At 63.0% G+C, this 16,644-nt stretch carries 14 protein-coding genes and 1 tRNA gene; 9 read left to right on the plus strand and 6 right to left on the minus strand.

Annotated features, from left to right (window positions below; genetic code table 11):
* Positions 1-86: 86 nt before the first annotated feature.
* From AB5I84_RS05530 to AB5I84_RS05545, 4 genes are read right to left on the minus strand one after another with little or no spacing between them, the layout of a single operon-like run.
* Entirely contained in the window at positions 87-1,166 is a 1,080-nt protein-coding gene (locus AB5I84_RS05530) for a saccharopine dehydrogenase family protein (RefSeq protein WP_369454859.1), read from the minus strand.
* A gap of 56 nt (positions 1,167-1,222) precedes the next feature.
* Positions 1,223-1,984, minus strand: a complete 762-nt coding sequence (locus AB5I84_RS05535; RefSeq protein ID WP_369454860.1) for an SDR family NAD(P)-dependent oxidoreductase — start codon at positions 1,982-1,984, stop codon at positions 1,223-1,225.
* A 28-nt stretch (positions 1,985-2,012) separates the two neighbouring features.
* On the minus strand, positions 2,013-2,927 hold the full coding sequence (locus tag AB5I84_RS05540) for a metal-dependent hydrolase (RefSeq protein ID WP_369454861.1): 915 nt from the start codon (positions 2,925-2,927) through the stop codon (positions 2,013-2,015).
* Positions 2,928-2,929: 2 nt separating this feature from the next.
* Positions 2,930-3,814: an alpha/beta fold hydrolase gene (locus tag AB5I84_RS05545; protein ID WP_369454862.1), complete on the minus strand. Its 885-nt coding sequence runs from the start codon at positions 3,812-3,814 to the stop codon at positions 2,930-2,932.
* 132 nt (positions 3,815-3,946) lie between these two features.
* Between AB5I84_RS05545 and AB5I84_RS05550 the strand changes: the two genes are divergently transcribed.
* On the plus strand, positions 3,947-4,432 hold the full coding sequence (locus AB5I84_RS05550; RefSeq protein ID WP_369454863.1) for a winged helix-turn-helix transcriptional regulator: 486 nt from the start codon (positions 3,947-3,949) through the stop codon (positions 4,430-4,432).
* Positions 4,433-4,486: 54 nt separating this feature from the next.
* Here AB5I84_RS05550 and AB5I84_RS05555 read toward each other — a convergent pair whose 3' ends face one another.
* Positions 4,487-6,055 (minus strand): phospholipase D family protein, encoded by a 1,569-nt coding sequence (locus AB5I84_RS05555; protein ID WP_369454864.1) that lies wholly within the window; start codon positions 6,053-6,055, stop codon positions 4,487-4,489.
* 170 nt (positions 6,056-6,225) lie between these two features.
* On the opposite strand from AB5I84_RS05555, the gene AB5I84_RS05560 reads away from it, so the two are divergent.
* Entirely contained in the window at positions 6,226-7,119 is an 894-nt protein-coding gene (locus AB5I84_RS05560) for an AEC family transporter (protein ID WP_369454865.1), read from the plus strand.
* A gap of 32 nt (positions 7,120-7,151) precedes the next feature.
* Here AB5I84_RS05560 and AB5I84_RS05565 read toward each other — a convergent pair whose 3' ends face one another.
* Positions 7,152-9,743: a CehA/McbA family metallohydrolase gene (locus tag AB5I84_RS05565; RefSeq protein ID WP_369454866.1), complete on the minus strand. Its 2,592-nt coding sequence runs from the start codon at positions 9,741-9,743 to the stop codon at positions 7,152-7,154.
* A 113-nt stretch (positions 9,744-9,856) separates the two neighbouring features.
* Here AB5I84_RS05565 and AB5I84_RS05570 point away from each other — a divergent pair, with 113 nt between their 5' ends.
* From AB5I84_RS05570 to AB5I84_RS05600, 7 genes are all read left to right on the plus strand, one after another.
* Positions 9,857-10,333 carry a CinA family protein gene (locus AB5I84_RS05570; protein ID WP_369454867.1) on the plus strand — a complete coding sequence of 159 codons (477 nt, stop codon included), beginning with the start codon at positions 9,857-9,859 and terminating at the stop codon, positions 10,331-10,333.
* A 115-nt stretch (positions 10,334-10,448) separates the two neighbouring features.
* Positions 10,449-11,492, plus strand: a complete 1,044-nt coding sequence (gene recA / locus AB5I84_RS05575) for a recombinase RecA (RefSeq protein WP_369454868.1) — start codon at positions 10,449-10,451, stop codon at positions 11,490-11,492.
* On the plus strand, positions 11,470-11,958 hold the full coding sequence (locus tag AB5I84_RS05580) for a regulatory protein RecX (RefSeq protein WP_369454869.1): 489 nt from the start codon (positions 11,470-11,472) through the stop codon (positions 11,956-11,958). Before recA ends, AB5I84_RS05580 begins: the two co-directional genes overlap by 23 nt.
* 138 nt (positions 11,959-12,096) lie before the next feature.
* Positions 12,097-14,691, plus strand: a complete 2,595-nt coding sequence (gene alaS, locus AB5I84_RS05585) for an alanine--tRNA ligase (RefSeq protein WP_369454870.1) — start codon at positions 12,097-12,099, stop codon at positions 14,689-14,691.
* 104 nt (positions 14,692-14,795) lie between these two features.
* Positions 14,796-16,025, plus strand: a complete 1,230-nt coding sequence (locus AB5I84_RS05590; RefSeq protein WP_369454871.1) for an aspartate kinase — start codon at positions 14,796-14,798, stop codon at positions 16,023-16,025.
* Between the two features lie 179 nt (positions 16,026-16,204).
* Positions 16,205-16,393 (plus strand): carbon storage regulator CsrA, encoded by a 189-nt coding sequence (gene csrA / locus AB5I84_RS05595; protein ID WP_369454872.1) that lies wholly within the window; start codon positions 16,205-16,207, stop codon positions 16,391-16,393.
* A 116-nt stretch (positions 16,394-16,509) separates the two neighbouring features.
* Positions 16,510-16,599: transfer RNA gene (locus tag AB5I84_RS05600), tRNA-Ser, on the plus strand.
* The last annotated feature ends 45 nt before the right edge of the window (positions 16,600-16,644 follow it).

Consider the following 16,644-nt stretch of genomic DNA (forward strand, 5'->3'; position numbering starts at 1 on the left):
AGTTCCGGTGGTCTCCGTCCTGTGCCCCGAAGTTTTGGGACTTACGGGGCAAGGGGGGCGCCGCCTCGCTGTCGGCGCACCCTGATTCAGCTGATGTTCATCGGCCCTGAGCCCGGCAATTGTGTAACCAGTTCGTGGCCGACCAGGCTGGCAGGGGTGTAAGCGCCACCGGCGGGTTGGTGTGTCAGTAGGAATTCGATCACTGCCAGTGAGCCGGTGCTGGTCACGCTGTAACCGTTGGCAGTTTTGATGCGTGCAGTCTTGTTCCGACCACGACCATTGCTGGCTTCGCCCCATACCAGTGTCGGCATGGCATCGCGCTCTTGTTGATTGGGGCCTTTGATGAACTTGCCGACGCCGGCTTTCAGCAGCTTTTGTACCGGCGTCAGCGCCAGCACTGGACGCAGGTAATGCGCCAAACGGGCGCCGGCAATCATGGCGCGGTTGCCGGGTACATAGACGGTAATATTGGCAATGCCGGTGCTATGGAAGGCGGAGGATACATCCCCCCAGGGAATGGCGACTGAGGTCTGCGGGCCGCGGCCGTAATCAATGAGGCGACTGTGGTGCGCCATCGGTACGGTTTCCAGCTTGCCGTCCCGGCGGATTTTGCCGCCCATGGCCATGCCTTCGACTGTGGTCTTGGCGGTGCCGGGGGACAGCCGAGTACTGCCGGAAAAGCCCAGTGACAAATGAGTGGCGTCGGGTATGGCTTCTTTCAACGCCACCGCTACACAGTCGGTGGGGATCACGTCGAAGCCGCAGCCGGAGCACAGCACTACACCGGCTTTGGCGGCCAGTTCGCCAAGGCTTTGGCTCAGCTCGAACACGTCGATTTCGCCAGTGATATCTAAATAGTGGGCCTTGGCGGCGATACACGCATTCATCATCGGGCGGGCGGTGACCGAGAACGGTCCCGCGCAGTTGATAACCAAATCCATGCCTTTGATGTGCCCAGCAGCCTGCTGCACGTTATCGAGCTCAAAGCTTACTGCTTGCAGCCCTAACTTGGAGGCCAGCTGGCGGGTCTTGGCGGCATCGCGGCCGGCCAGCACCGGCCGCTGGCCGCGGCGCACCGCTTCGCGGGCAATCAGTTCGCCGCTGTAGCCATAAGCGCCGTAGATCATCCAGACCGTTTGGGCGGATTTCTGTTTAGCGTCACTCATCAGATCACTCCAAATGGGGGGGGCACCGCCCAGTGCTGACGACATCAGCAAACTGGTCAGAACGATTCCTTGAACGGGCGCAGATCCAACTCGTGGGTCCAGGCGCTGCGATGTTGCAGGTGCAGTTGCCAATAGCTTTCGGCCACCGCGTCTGGGTGCAGTGAGCCATCGTTGCCACGGCTGATGAGATAGGCTTTGCCGAGCCCGGCGGCAAACTTGCCAGCACGGTCGCCGTTGACCACCCCATCAATAATGACGTGGGCCACATGGATGCCTTTGGGGCCGAACTCGCGCGCCATGGATTGCGCCAATGCCCGCAATCCGGCCTTGGCCGAAGCAAATGCGGCAAAGCGTGCGCGGCCACGCAGGGAACCGCTGGCGCCGGTGAAGATCAGCGTCCCTTCCGCTTGTGGCAGCATTCGCCGCAGTGCTTCCTGGCCGACCAGTGCGCCGGCAAAACAGTTGCTGCGCCACACCTGCTCTAACTGCTCCGGGGTGGTGTTGAGCATCGACATCGGGATGTTGCGTTCAGCAGCGTTGAATACCACCACTTTAGGAATGCGGCCATCGGCGGCAATGCGTGCAAACAGGGCGCTGACATCTGCCGGCTCGGCGGCTTCCATCACTACTGCTGTCACCCGCTGGCCGCTTGGGTCGATCTCCCGTGCGGTGTGTTCAATTTTCTCGCGGCTGCGACCGGCGGCGTACACCGCCAAGCCTTGTGCATGGAAGCGCGCGCACAGCGCGCCACCGAGACCGCTGCGGGTACCGGTGCCGATCACTACGGCACAGTCTCTGGGCGAAACTGTTTGCGTCATGCTGTTGGTGGCTCCTTTGGTGGCCGTTTCACACGCGGTTGGCTAGTACCGCCGGCGAGTTGTTGATGTAGGCCAGGGCTTGCGCGGTATCTGCCTCATGCAGCGGCTCGTACCCGCGCGCGAAGAAGCGCAGTGAGCGCGCGATGAACCACGCAACATCCGGCACATTGCCGCGCCGATCGGATTGCTGCCACAGGCGCCAGAAACCCAGCCGTCCCAAACGGGTATCGCGAGCACTGAAAGTGGGATCTTGCCGCATCAATTCGGCGGTGCCGGCGGCCATGCGCCCGGTCAACGTGGGCAACACCAGTGCCATCAGCAGGCTGCGCAGCGGCCAGCTGCCGCCAAGGTAGCGGTACAGGTCGTAGGCCACGGTGCGGTGCTCAATTTCTTCCGCCCCATGCCAGCGGAACAGGTCGGCCACCACCGGGTCGGCGCCGCTGCGCTCCCAGTCAGCGTCGAGCACATAGACGCCCAGCGCGGAGGTGAAGTGTTCGATGGCCGCGACCATGCCGATGCGCATTACCAACCATTGACGCTCCAGCCGGCGTGGCAACGTAATGCCAAATGGCTTGCGCGATAGCATGCGATCAAACAGCAGCTCGTTGTTGCGTTGGAAGTCACCGCCGTCGATCCCCAGTCGCTTGAGGTAGCCCTCGATGGAATCGTGGTGGGCGCGGCTGTGAATAGCTTCCTGACGAATGAAGGCTTGCACGTCATCACGCAGTTTGCCTTCCTCCACCAGTGGTAAGGCTTCACGGAACACACGGCAGAAGAACTTCTCACCCTGCATTAACAGGTAGCTGAATTCATTGATGGCATGGCTGGCGAACGGGTCGTCCTGCAGCCAATGCAATGGTGCTTGTTCCCAGTCGAATTGCACCTCGCGGGCAATCACATTATGCGGGGCGCTGGAAGCGGCGTCCGAAGCGGTAGTGGTCATGGTCAGGTGTCCTCGATGGATGTGACGAAGGGGGTAATGGCGTTGGCGAGTTGGCGGGTATGGGACAGCATCGCCCAGTGACCGGCATCAATCTGAGTGCGGCGCAGGTTGCTGGCCGACTGTTCAAGGTTTTCAAACAGGTGGATGGGTAGAAAACGGTCGCGTTGCAGCAGCAACAGTTGCACCGGCACAGCGGTGGGTACCGGTTGCACGTGCGGTCGCAGCAGGCGCCGCAGGTTGGCGCGATAGAGATTAAGGCCCTGAATGCCGTCGGCGGTTTGATTCGGGTGCGCCGGCGCTTCGGTACCTTCTACTAGATTCACGAAACGCGGCCAGTGCCTGCCAAGACCCAGGCGCCAGGTCATTTCCGGCAGCTTCGGCAACTGGAACAGCAGCATGTAAGACGAGGCTGCCACTTGCCGCAGCCCCTGCAGGAAGCGAACTGGGGAGCGGGAGGTAAGGCGGCCTCGAAACCATTGCCCAAGCTGGTCGGCGGAAGGAGCTGCGGTGGTCAGCGAGGCGATGCGGCCATCGAAGTCGGCTCTTGCCACGGCTTCCCAGGCCGGCAGCGCACCCCAGTCATAGGCCACCAAATGCACCGGCTGTTGTGGGCTGACAGCATATATCACCGCCGCGAGGTCACTCACCAGATGCGGCGCGGCGTAGGACTCGATGCCGCTCGGCGCTGATGACAGCCCCGCACCGCGGGTGTCATAGGCGATCACGGTAAAGTCTTCCGCCAATTGCGTCGCCAACGGCTCCCAAATGCTGGCGTTATCTGGATAACCGTGGATCAGGACCACCACCGGTCGTTCGGCATCGTCATTTTGCCAGCGATAGACCGCTAAGTTCACAGCGCCTGAGGTGACGAATTCGGATGGGGTCATGGGCCACTCCAGAATTAATTAACAGTGACATTGCTTGATGTCACGGTTCTGCTCGAATAGTAAGTTCCTAAATAGAACTTGGAAGGGCTGAGCCGTCGCAGTAGGCTTGCGCCATGGTCAATGGAGGGAACTATGAAGTGGGACGAAGTAGGCGCGTTGCCCTGTTCGATGGCACGCAGCCTGGCACTGCTGGGTGATCGCTGGACACTGATGGTGCTGCGCAGCCTGTTCATGGGGATGCGCCGCTTTGATGATTTCCAAACGCACTTGGGCGTGACCCGCCATGTGCTGTCCGACCGCCTGAGCCGGCTGGTGGAGGATGGCGTATTGCATAAAGTGCCGTACATGGAGCGGCCGCTGCGCCACGAGTACCGGCTCACCGACATGGGACGTGATTTGTACCCGGTGATGCAGGCGCTCAACGCGTGGGGAGACAAGTGGTTGGATGGCGGCCACGGTGCGCCGCTGGAGTTCCACCACAGCAGCTGCGGTCACCGCTTCACGCCGCTGATGGTGTGCTCCCATTGCCGCGAGCCGGTGGATTACCGCAATACCGTGCCAATGGCGGGGCCAGGGCTGGCCATGTTCCAGCAGCGCCTGAAGCAAGCTGAGTCCTGAATCGGGCCGGCCATCAGTGGCCGGTCCCCCACCAGGTTTTCAAAGACTCGGCCGTCAGAGCAGCCCTTCAATTGGCAGCCAAGTGAGGAACTTCACCAGCGCGCGCTGGATCATGCCGGTGCCCGGTTCGCGGTCGTAGCGCACCGTCTCGCCGTTCTCGATGGTGGTCCAGTACAACTTGCCGTGTTCGTCTACATGCACGCGGTAGGCGCGCACCGGCATCGCAGTGTCGAATGCCAGAGCCAGATCATTGGCCAGTTTCTGGCTGCTGATGACGAAGCCAAGCTCGGTATTGAGTCGTGCTGAACGGGGATCGAAGTTGAACGAGCCGACGAACACATGATGCCCGTCCACCGCAAACGTTTTGGCATGCAGGCTAGAGCCGGAACTGCCGAACGGACCGAGGCCGGCGGGCCGTTTGGCATCCTCGGCACCGATCAGGCGCAGCTCCCACAGCTCCACCCCTTCTTCCAGCAGCTGCTTACGGTACTTCGAATAGCCGGCATGCACGGCGGCCACGTCGGTACTTTCCAGCGCATTGGTCAGCACCCGCACGCGTACCCCGCGGCGCGTCAGTGATGCCAGCGCGTCAACGCCCATCTGGGTAGGCACGAAGTAGGGCGATACCAAATCCAAGGTCTTTTCCGGTTCGCCGCCCAGCGACAGCAACGAGCCGATCAGCAAGTCTTGCTCCGGCACATCGCCCAGCACTTTGGCCGGGTTGTCACTGACGATGAAAGTGTCTGCCCATTCCACCTCTAGCTCTTCGCTGAGGATGCCGCGAATGAAGGCGGTGTTCTCCAGGTGATCGAGGTATTGGGAGGCGCTGTGCGGATCGAGGTGTTCGCGGGTGGCGCGTTCCAGTGCTGCGGCGCGTTGTGCGCTGGACGGCGCCACCACTTGATCGATCGGGTAGGCCGAGGCGCTGTTCCAGTAGCGGTCGAAATCGTCAGTCATGGCATCGACGATCGGGCCGACCGCCACCACATCGAGGTCGGAGAACAGCACCGAGTCGGTGGCGCCAAAATATTCATCACCGACATTGCGGCCACCGACGATGGTGACGCGCTGATCGGCGGTGAATGACTTGTTGTGCATGCGCCGATTGAGGCGGCGGAAGTCGGTGACAAAGCCGAGTGGTTTCATGCGCCGCATCGGGAACGGGTTGAACAGCCGCACCTGCATGTTGGGGTGGTTGTCCAACTCGCTGAGAATCTGGTCAAGATTGCGAATGCCGTTGTCATCCAGCAGCAGTCGCACCCGTACGCCACGGTCGGCGGCATCTTCCAGCGCATTGAGCAGCATCAACCCGGTGGTGTCGCGGTGCCAGATGTAATACTGCACATCCAGCGACGCCTGCGCAGTCTGCGCCAGCAGCATGCGAGCAGCGAACGCATCCAACGGATCGGCCAGCGGATGGATACCGGACAAGCCGGGATGGCGGGCGGTCAGGGGCTGCAGCGCTTGATGGATCAAGGTGGCCTCCACGTCGGCGTCGTCCAGGCGATAGCCGGCCTCGCGGTCCACCAGCGGCGGCAGCGAGCATCCGGCCAGCGCCATCATCGCGCAGGCTAGGCACAGCAGCCAAGTTAAATGGTTGGTGGAGGCACGGCGGGCAGGCATGGCGGCGGTCAGTCTCCGGTCAGCGACAGGTGAGTGCATCGCCACGGAGGCGGCGCGCGCGGCGGCAATGTTACACTAGCGCGCATCGGCTTCGGTATGACGCTGACTACCATCGCCGGCCCTAGTGCGGCCGGTATCTGTTGATTCAACTTCCCCGGGACCTCTTCGTTGTGGACGCTCTTTGGCTGGTCATCATCTGTTTGGGAGCGGGCATGCTCACTGCCCGTGTCGCCCACCCCGAAGGCTTGGCGGCTTCGCTGAATTGGTGGGTGCTGCACATCGCGCTGCCGGCGATGGTGTTGGTACAGGTGGTGAAGCTGGAGTGGTCGGCAGACCTGCTGTTCCCCGGTGCGGCCATGTGGCTGGTGTTCATTGGCGCTTGGGTGCTGATTGAGCTGCTCGGCCGGCTGCGTGGCTGGAGCCGCAGCCAAGTCGGCGCGCTGGTGCTCACCGCCGGTCTCGGTAATACCTCGTTTGTCGGCTATCCGCTGATCGAAGCGCTGCGCGGCCACGACGCGCTCGGCATTGCGGTGATCGCCGATCAGCTTGGTTCGTTCCTGGCGCTGTCTACCGCCGGGGTATTCGTGGCGGCCCGCTATGCCGGTCAATCAATGCCGATCAGTGCACTGTTCCTGCGGGTGCTCAAATTCCCGGCGTTCTTGGCACTGATGCTGGCGCTGGTGATTCGCGCGGTGGGCGGGTTGCCGGAGTGGAGCGATCAGGTGCTCTCTCGGCTCGGCGGTACTTTGACGCCGCTGGCACTGTTCTCGGTGGGTATGCAGCTACGCTTCAGCCGGCCTGGGCATGATGCGGAGCCGCTGTTCTGGGGGCTGCTGTGGAAACTGCTGCTGGCCCCATTGGCAGTGTGGGCACTGGTGGTGGCCTGGGGCGTACCGGCGCTGATCGGTGAGGTGAGTGTATTGCAGGCGGCGATGGCGCCGATGATCACCGCGGGCATCTTGGCCCAGCAACACGGCCTGGCGCCGTCGCTGTCCAACCGCATGGTTGGGCTCGGCATCTTGCTGTCGCTGGTGACCGTGTCAGCGGCCAGTTTCCTGATCTGATCAAGGCGCCCGGTTGCCCCGGGCGCTCGCGTTCAGTGCGGTTCGCCGGTCAGTGGCATCACCATGATCTGGTGAGTGGGGTCGCGTTGCAGACGGCGCGCATCACGGCTGGATACGAACACAGTGTCGTTGCCGGCCACCACCGGCCAGCTGTTGTTGCCGGGCCCATCATGCCAGCGTGCGGCGCTCCACTCCCCATCCTGCCAGCGGCTGCTGGCCAACTTCCAACGCCAATCGTCGGCACCGCCGTGATACCAAACGAGCTGCGGGCTGCCGTCCTCGGCAGCGCCCAGGCGCGGACGCTGCTGCGGGGCAGGGTGATCGTCCAATGGCGGCAGCAGCTGAATGGCATCGCCTTGAATGCGGGCGGTGGCCACCCGGAAGCTGGCGCCGGAGCTCTTCAGCGGTTTGTGGTTCCAGGCCAATAGCAGGTCGCCCGCGCCGCTGTAGGCGAGACTCGGATGCTGGTCGGCGGCATCGTCGGCGCCCACGGACAGTATCGGCTGCCAGTCGCCCTCGGTAGTGCGGCGGCGCAGCTGGATCTGCCAGTTGTCGGGGTTGGTGCCTTCGCCGACGCCAGCGGTACCGGTCCACAACGGATCAGGATCAGTGCGGTTGTCCTGCCAGCCAACTGCCACGTCGCCGTTCTCGCTCACCGCCAAGGTCGGCCAGAGCGACGCCGGGTAACGGGACGAACGGCTATCGAGGCGCTCCGCCGGGCGGGTGATCTTGCCTTCGGCGCTGAGGTTCTCCGCCTGTCCTTGTTGGCGATCGAGGAACCAAATATCAAAGGCGTCACCGGCTTGAATCTGCTGCCAAGCCAGCAGCACCTGGCCCTGCGGGTGCAGCGCCACCACCGGGTGCTCGGCGCGGCCGGCGACGCTGTGCACAGTTTCTGCTGCGCCCCAACTGCGGCCACCGTCGTCGGATTGACGTAACCGGATCACTGACCGCAGCGGACGCGCTTCGGTGATTTCCTGCCACACCACGGCCACCTGCTGGCCGCGGGCGGCAATACGGGCAAAGCGTGGCTGCCGATCAGTGCCGGAAACTGCCAGTGGCTGCGGTTGCCAACTGCCATGCGTATCGCGGCGTTGGTAAAGCACGCGGGTGCCGTCAGCGTGGTGCTGCTCGGCCACCACGTGCAAGATGCCGTCGCTAGCGGCGGCGTCGGGAAAGCCGGTGAAAGCGCCGTCCGCGCCTAGCACCCAATTGGCGCCGTCGGCGGCATCACTGGTGGCGGGCAGCCACGGCGTTTGCGGTTGCACCGGGGCCGGGCCGACAAACAAGGGCGCGCTGAGGCCGCGCAGCTGGTTCAGCGGGCTGCGCACTTCCACCCGGTACCATTGCGGTGCGTCACTGCTTTCCACCTCGATATGGTGCACCTCGTAATCCTTGCTGGGGCGCAGGGTGGTGACCGCGCCGGCACTGCGGCCGGGACTGCGGTAAACCAGCACCCGCTGGCCTTTGGCGCCTTCCAGCCGTAGCCGCAACGTGCCGCGGGTGCCGGCGGGCAGCACCGCTTCGTCGCCGGCCTGTACCGTATAGCCGTCACCAAAATCCGCATCCAGCGTGACGAACGGACCGCTGGCGTTATGGCCGATGTGGGTATGGCCACGCTGCATGGCGTGGAGCAAACCCTGCTGGTTGGCGGCGTCGGCATGTACACGGGTGGTCGGTGAGCCGGGTCCGTGGGTCAGCCATAGCTCACGGAAATGGTTGTCACTGGCGCCCGCCACCGAGAACCGGTAGCCGGCATTCCAGCGGTTCTCGGCGTAATCAATCGCTTGATCCGGCTTTTTGGCGTTGTTCCAGGTTTCCACCAGATCCACGCCTACCGCATCGGCCAGGTCGCGCAGTTCGCCATTGTCATGCATCAGATCTTTTTCCGGATGCGCCGAGACCCAGATCGCGTTCTGGCTGTGCGCATCCCAGATTGATTGTTGAAGCCGCGCCCGCTCATCGCGCCCCGGCTGCACCGCTGGTTGGGTCAGCATGTCCACCGCGCCGTGCACGGTGGAGTGGGGCTTGCCGTTGGCTTCCTCGCCGCGGATCAGCAGCAGCGCCGGGGATTCCCACAGCGGGTCGTAGTGCTGGTCATGGGTGCGGTGATCGGTGAGCGACAGGAAATCGAGGCCGGACTTGAGCGCCTGGCCGATCTGGTCCGCCACCGACACGTTGCCGGGCATGGCATCACCAAAGGTTTGGCGCGGCATGCTGCCGTCGGAAGAGTGGTCGGTATGCACATGCAGATCACCGCCCAGCCATTGTCCGCTGGGTACCTGGGCCGGCAGCGGTTCAAACACCGCCGTCAGTGCTTGGTCGCCCAAGGTGCAGGTCAGCTCGCTGCCACAATCAGCGTCTGACCAATGACTGAATCGCTGTCCGTCACCCGCCTCAGCGGCGACCGTCTGTGGTGCCGGCAGGGTGCTGCCGCAGTCGCCATGGGCGCAGACCAGCGAGCGGTCCAATGTGGCCACCCGGCCCAGCCCCACCACACTGATCTCGGCCGCGATCGGTGCCGTGGGAGTCGGGCCGGACCCGCCATTGTTACTGCCGCCGCCGCAGGCAGTCAGGGTCAAAGCGGCCATGCCACCCACGACCAGCACACTGTGTCGCATCATCGGATCTCCATGGAAATGTGGCACCCTTATACCGGTGCTTTATGGCGGGGCGGTGACGGCAGCCCTGTCGATGCCTACACTCGGTGCCTCATAGGCAACCGGGGAACGTGGGTATGGAACAGGCACGGCAGGTCGGCATAGCGCTGGCGGCGCGCGGCTGGATGATGACCACTGCGGAATCTTGTACCGGCGGCGGTATTGCGGCTGCGATCACCGACATCCCCGGCAGTTCCGCGTGGTTCGACCGCGGCTTCGTCACCTATTCCAATGACGCCAAGCAGGCGTTGCTGGGGGTGGCCGCGACGACATTGGCGACCCATGGTGCGGTGAGCGAAGCGGTGGTGCTTGAAATGGCCGAAGGTGCCCGCAAAGCCAGCGGTGCACAGTGTGCGGTGTCGGTGTCCGGCATCGCCGGGCCTGATGGCGGCAGTGCAGGCAAACCGGTCGGCACCGTCTGGCTGGCGTGGGCCTTCGAGGGACGCCCCAGCGAAGCACAGCGCTTCCGTTTCGCCGGCGATCGGGCGGCCGTGCGGGCCGCCGCGGTGCAAGCTGCGCTGGCGGGTGTGTTGGCTCGCCTGAGCACTGCGTGAATCATCCTGCCCGGGGGTTGCACCGGCTGTCGCCCCTGCGCATAATGCTGTCCTTATTGACAGTGGTCTTATGGACACTGGTCACACCCTGACATTGATGCTGAGGAACTCAGAAATGGACGACAACAAAAGCAAGGCCCTGAAGGCTGCGCTGGCGCAGATCGAGCGGCAATTCGGCAAGGGCTCGGTCATGCGCATGGGCGATCACAAGCGTGAGCCCATTCCTGCCATTTCCACCGGCTCGCTCGGGCTGGATGTAGCCCTCGGTATCGGCGGTCTGCCCAAGGGGCGGATCGTGGAAATCTACGGTCCGGAATCCTCCGGTAAAACCACGCTGACGCTGTCCGTTATCGCACAAGCGCAGAAGCACGGTGCCAACTGTGCTTTCGTTGATGCCGAGCACGCTCTGGACCCCGACTACGCCGAGAAACTGGGCGTCAATGTTGATGACCTGATCGTGTCGCAGCCGGACACCGGCGAACAGGCGCTTGAAATCACCGACATGCTGGTGCGCTCCGGTGCGGTGGACGTGGTCATTGTCGACTCGGTGGCGGCCTTGGTGCCGAAGGCTGAAATCGAAGGCGAGATGGGGGACCACCACGTCGGCGTGCAGGCCCGTCTGATGAGCCAGGCGCTGCGTAAGATCACCGGCTCGGTGAAGAATGCCAACTGTCTGGTGATCTTCATCAACCAGATCCGCATGAAGATCGGTGTGATGTTCGGCAACCCGGAAACCACCACCGGCGGTAACGCGCTCAAGTTCTACTCCTCGGTGCGGCTCGATATCCGCCGCATCGGCTCGGTAAAGCAGGGCGATGAGATCACCGGCAGCGAAACCCGCGTTAAAGTGGTGAAGAACAAGGTGGCGCCGCCGTTCCGTCAAGCGGAATTCCAGATCCTATACGGCACCGGCATCAACAATCTCGGTGAGGTGCTGGACATGGGCGTGCAGCTTGGCCTGATCGACAAGGCCGGCGCTTGGTACTCCTACCAAGGCGACAAGATCGGGCAGGGTAAACAGAACGCCTGTGACTACCTGAGCCAAAACCCGGACATTGCCGGCACCCTCGAGAAGCAGATCCGCGCCCAGTTGCTGACTCCGGTGGCGCCGGCCGGTGCCGCAGGTGAGGTGGATCTTGAGGCCCAAGAAGAAGATTGAGCTGGAGCCGGCCGAGCGTCCGGCGGAGCTGAAGCGCAGCGCTCTGGCCATGCTGGCACGGCGGGATTATGCCCGCCGTGACCTACATGACCGCTTGGCGCAGCGCTACGGTGCCGGTGACGACCTCGACCAGCTGCTCGATTGGCTCGAAGCCCAGCGCTTTATTGACGATGCCCGCTATGCGGGCATGTTTTTGCGCAGCCGGCTGGAGCGTGGCCATGGGCCGATGCGGGTGCGTCAGTCGATGCAGCAGGAAGGGCTGTCCGCAGAGCTGATTGAGACGGCGTTGGCTGAGGCTGACGTGGATTGGTTCGAGCAAGCGCGTCAATGCAGTCGCCGCCGCTTCAGCGGCCCGGCACCAGCCGATCCCCGCGAGCGCGCCAAACGGTTGCGCTTCCTGCAGTACCGCGGCTTCACAGCCGATCAGTGCTTCCACGCGCTGGATGCCGGCAGCGACGACGACTAATGGCCGCCGCTGCAGGGAACGCTGCAGCGCACACTCTGATTTTCCCCGTGGCGGCGGTGTGGCCCCGCATGGCGCCGCTATGGTGACCCCGCTATACTGCTGCCCTTCCGTCCTACCGCGACCCATGCAGCGAGACTTATGAAGAGCGCCGAAATTCGCCAGGCTTTCCTTGATTATTTTGCCCGTCAGGGACACGCCGTTGTGCCGTCCAGTTCTCTGGTGCCCGAGAACGATCCCACCCTGCTGTTCACCAACGCAGGCATGAACCAGTTCAAGGATCTGTTCCTCGGCCGTGAGTCCCGAGCCTACACCCGCGCCACCAGCAGCCAGCGCTGCGTGCGTGCCGGCGGCAAACACAACGATCTGGAGAACGTCGGTTACACCGCCCGTCACCACACCTTCTTCGAGATGCTGGGCAACTTCAGCTTCGGTGATTACTTCAAGCGTGAAGCAATCCGCTTTGCGTGGGAATTCCTCACCGTTGAGATGAAGCTGCCGCCGGAAAAACTGTGGGTGACCGTGCATATCTCCGACGATGAAGCGGCGGACATCTGGATCAACGAAATGGGCATTGATCCGGCGCGTTTCTCGCGGCTGGATGAAGACAACTTCTGGCAAATGGGCGATACCGGGCCCTGTGGCCCATGCAGCGAACTGTTCTATGACCATGGCGAGCACGTGCCCGGTGGCCCGCCCGGTTCTCCTGGTGATGATCTCGATCGCTATATCGAAATCTGGAACCTGGTGTTCATGCAGTATGACCGCCAGCCGGACGGCACCCTGGTGCCGCTGCCGAAGCCGTCGGTGGATACCGGCATGGGGCTGGAGCGAATCTCTGCGGTGATGCAGGGCGTCCATTCCAACTACGAAATTGATCTGTTCCAGGCGCTGCTGAGGGCCGCTGCGGCGGCCACCGGTACCACTGATCTGGAGGCGAAATCGCTGCGGGTGATTGCCGACCACATCCGTTCGGCCAGCTTCCTGATTGCCGATGGCGTGATCCCGTCCAATGAGGGGCGTGGCTATGTGCTGCGCCGTATCATCCGCCGGGCGCTGCGCCACGGACACATGCTCGGCTGCGAGCAGCCGTTTTTCCACAAGCTGGTAGCCCCGCTGGCGGAGCAGATGGGTGATGCGTACCCCGAGCTGCTTAGTCAGCAGGCACGCATCGAAAAAGCGCTGCGGGCGGAAGAAGAGCAATTTGGCCGTACCTTGGCACAGGGTATGCGGGTGCTGGAGCAGGCCATGGGCCAGCTGTCCGGCACCGAACTGCCCGGCAACCTGGTGTTCACCCTCTATGACACCCATGGTTTCCCGCCGGACCTGACCGCCGACGTGGCCCGCGAGCGCGGCCTGACGGTGGACATGGACGGTTTCGAAACGGCGATGGCGGCCCAGCGCGAGCGCGCCCGTGGCGCCGATGCCTTCGCCAACGATTACAGCGACCGCCTCAACATTGATGCCGCCACTGACTTCTCCGGTTACCAGTTGCTCGATGACCAAGGCGAGATCGTGGCGTTGTACCGTGACGGTGAAGCGGTGGACAGCTTGGCGGTCGGTGAGGACGGTCTGGTGGTGCTCAACCGCACTCCGTTCTATGCCGAATCCGGTGGCCAGGTGGGCGATACCGGTGTGTTGCTCAGCAATGCCGGTCGCTTCGAGGTCAGTGATACCCGCAAGCGTCAGCAAGCCCACGTCCACCACGGCCGCGTCAGCGAAGGCACGCTGCGGGTCGGCGAGCGGGTGGGTGCGGCGGTGGACACCGCACGCCGCAACGCCATTATGCGTCACCACTCTGCCACCCACTTGATGCACGCTGCGCTGCGGCAGGTACTGGGTGAGCACGTTAGCCAGAAAGGTTCACTGGTGGGGCCGGACTATCTGCGCTTCGACTTCTCCCACGGCGAAGCGGTGACCGCTGAGCAGATCGCCGAGATCGAGGCGTTGGTGAATGCTGAAGTGCTGGCCAACCAGCCGGTCAGCACCGAGCTGATGGACATCGACAGCGCCCGCGCCGCCGGCGCCATGGCACTGTTCGGCGAGAAGTACGACGACCAGGTGCGGGTACTGACCATGGGCGCGGACGGTTTCTCGAAAGAGCTGTGTGGCGGCACCCACGTGGCCCGCACCGGCGATATCGGTTTGTTCAAGATCACCTCCGAAGGCGCCTCCGCCGCCGGGGTGCGCCGCATCGAGGCGGTTACCGGTGCTCAGGCATTGGCTTTTGTGTCCGGCTTGCAGGGGGCGCTCGGTCGCGTAGCGGGGGCGCTCAAGGTTTCCGCCGAGCAGGCACCGGCCCGTGTCGAACAAGTGGTGGCGCGGGTACGTGAACTGGAAAAGGACATTGACCGGCTCAAGCAGAAGCTGGCATCTGGCTCCGGCGGCGATTTGTCCAGCCAAGTGAAGCAACATGACGGCGTCAATTATCTGGCCGCCGCACTCGATGGTGCTGATGCCAAGACCTTGCGCACCGCGGTGGATGGCCTCAAAGATCGACTCGGCTCTGCGGTGGTAATCCTCGCTGCCGTGGATGGCGACAAAGTGGCGTTGGTGGCCGGTACCACGGCTGATTTGAGCGCGCGTTTCCCGGCCGGCGAGCTGGTGCGCCATGTGGCGACTCAACTGGGCGGCAAAGGTGGCGGCCGCGCTGACATGGCGCAGGGCGGCGGTACCGATGTGGCCGGTTTGCCGGCCGCGCTGGCAAGTGTTGACGGCTGGATCGCCGAGCGCTGATTTTCACAGAGAGCGCAGCCTTGGCTGCGCGCTCTGCCATGCATCCGGCGCACACAGATGGTAGAGTGTTGCGCCTTTTTTCAACTGCAGACAGACGTCCCGATATGGCCCTCATCGTACAAAAATACGGCGGTACCTCGGTGGGTAGCGTCGAACGGATCCAAGCCGTCGCCGAGAAGGTGGCGCGCTTCCAAGCCGAAGGCAATCAGGTGGTGGTGGTGGTGTCCGCCATGAGCGGTGAAACCAACCGCCTGATCGCGCTGGCGAAAGAGATTGCCGACGAACCGTCTCCGCGTGAAATGGACGTGCTGTTGTCCACCGGCGAGCAGTGCACCATCGCGCTGCTGTGCATGGCGCTGGAGAACATGGGTGTGCCGGCCCGTTCCTACACCGGCGGCCAAGTGCGCATCCTCACTGACCACAGCCACATGAAAGCCCGCATTGAAGCCATCGACGACGCCCGTGTACGCGCCGATCTGGATGCTGGTCGCATTGTGGTGGTGGCTGGCTTCCAAGGTGTCGATCACGACGGCAGCATTACCACCCTTGGCCGCGGCGGCAGTGACACCACCGCAGTGGCGCTAGCGGCGGCGCTGAAAGCCGATGAGTGCCAGATCTATACCGACGTGGACGGTGTTTACACCACCGATCCGCGTGTGGTGCCGCGCGCCCAGCGGCTGGAAAAAGTGACTTTCGAAGAAATGCTCGAACTCGCCAGTCTCGGCTCCAAGGTGCTGCAGATCCGGGCGGTGGAGTTCGCCGGAAAATACAGTGTGCCGCTGCGTGTCCTGCACAGCTTCAAGGACGGCCCCGGCACCCTCATAACCGTCGACGACGAGGTAGATATGGAACAGCCGGTCATCTCCGGGATCGCGTTCAGCCGTGATGAAGCCAAGATCATTGTGCGCGGCGCGCCGGATACCCCGGGCATTGCCTACAAGATCTTGGGCCCGGTGGGCGCTGCCAATATCGAAGTGGACATGATCGTGCAGAACGTTGGCAAAGATGGCGCCGCCGACTTCACCTTCACCGTCAACCGCAACGACGTGAAGCGTGCCCGCCAAGCGCTGGAAGCGGAATCTGCCAACCTCGGCAATCCGGAGCTGATTGCCGACGACAAGATCGCCAAGATCTCTCTGGTCGGAGTCGGCATGCGCTCACACGCTGGTGTGGCCAGCAAAATGTTCGGTGCGCTGGCCGAGGAGGGCATCAACATCGAAATGATCTCCACTTCGGAGATCAAAATTTCGGTGGTGATCGCTGAGAAATACCTGGAACTGGCGGTGCGTGCGCTGCACAGCGCCTTCGGTTTGGACGCGCCGGCAGAGGACTGAGTGAGGGTGGATTTTCAGGGTACCGCGGCAAGACATTCCACCCGGTATCCTGCATAATCCCTTCCTGCGTGCCTAGCAGAGGCAGGCAAGCCCGGAGCAAGGATCTCCTCCGGAGCTGCCTCACTTGGCGCGGACACATTGCGCTCATTGACACCCAAAGGACCCAGGAGGGACCACCCATGCTCATTCTTACCCGGCGAGTAGGCGAAACCCTGATGGTTGGCGACGATGTCACCGTGACTGTGCTCGGCGTCAAAGGCAACCAGGTACGCATCGGCGTCAACGCCCCCAAGGAAGTGGCCGTACACCGCGAAGAAATCTACCAGCGCATCCAGCACGAGAAGGCGGGCGAAGGCTCAGCTGTCTGATTTTTCAGCAAACAGTTCAATCAACGCTGGGAATTCAGCAACAAGATGGTATGATGCGCGCGGTCTGAAATTCAGATTGCAGCCGGCGGAAATAGTAGAGGCCGGTGCGAGTTTCAGGTGAGGTGGCCGAGTGGCTGAAGGCGCTCCCCTGCTAAGGGAGTATACGTTAAACCGTATCGAGGGTTCGAATCCCTCCCTCACCGCCATATATGAAAATGCCCGCTGATGCGGGCATTTTTGTTTCTGCTTTC

Origin of the sequence: Alcanivorax sp. REN37, assembly GCF_041102775.1 — a bacterium.
Taxonomy (GTDB): Bacteria; Pseudomonadota; Gammaproteobacteria; order Pseudomonadales; family Alcanivoracaceae; genus Isoalcanivorax; species Isoalcanivorax beigongshangi.

Coding starts and splice junctions, on each gene's coding strand:
- AB5I84_RS05565 (WP_369454866.1), bottom strand. CDS start 9,743: ATGATGCGACACAGTGTGCTGGTCGTGGGTGGCATGGCCGCTTTGACC.
- AB5I84_RS05535 (WP_369454860.1), bottom strand. CDS start 1,984: ATGACGCAAACAGTTTCGCCCAGAGACTGTGCCGTAGTGATCGGCACC.
- AB5I84_RS05570 (WP_369454867.1), top strand. CDS start 9,857: ATGGAACAGGCACGGCAGGTCGGCATAGCGCTGGCGGCGCGCGGCTGG.
- AB5I84_RS05590 (WP_369454871.1), top strand. CDS start 14,796: ATGGCCCTCATCGTACAAAAATACGGCGGTACCTCGGTGGGTAGCGTC.
- AB5I84_RS05545 (WP_369454862.1), bottom strand. CDS start 3,814: ATGACCCCATCCGAATTCGTCACCTCAGGCGCTGTGAACTTAGCGGTC.
- recA (WP_369454868.1), top strand. CDS start 10,449: ATGGACGACAACAAAAGCAAGGCCCTGAAGGCTGCGCTGGCGCAGATC.
- AB5I84_RS05540 (WP_369454861.1), bottom strand. CDS start 2,927: ATGACCACTACCGCTTCGGACGCCGCTTCCAGCGCCCCGCATAATGTG.
- alaS (WP_369454870.1), top strand. CDS start 12,097: ATGAAGAGCGCCGAAATTCGCCAGGCTTTCCTTGATTATTTTGCCCGT.
- csrA (WP_369454872.1), top strand. CDS start 16,205: ATGCTCATTCTTACCCGGCGAGTAGGCGAAACCCTGATGGTTGGCGAC.
- AB5I84_RS05530 (WP_369454859.1), bottom strand. CDS start 1,166: ATGAGTGACGCTAAACAGAAATCCGCCCAAACGGTCTGGATGATCTAC.
- AB5I84_RS05550 (WP_369454863.1), top strand. CDS start 3,947: ATGAAGTGGGACGAAGTAGGCGCGTTGCCCTGTTCGATGGCACGCAGC.
- AB5I84_RS05555 (WP_369454864.1), bottom strand. CDS start 6,055: ATGCCTGCCCGCCGTGCCTCCACCAACCATTTAACTTGGCTGCTGTGC.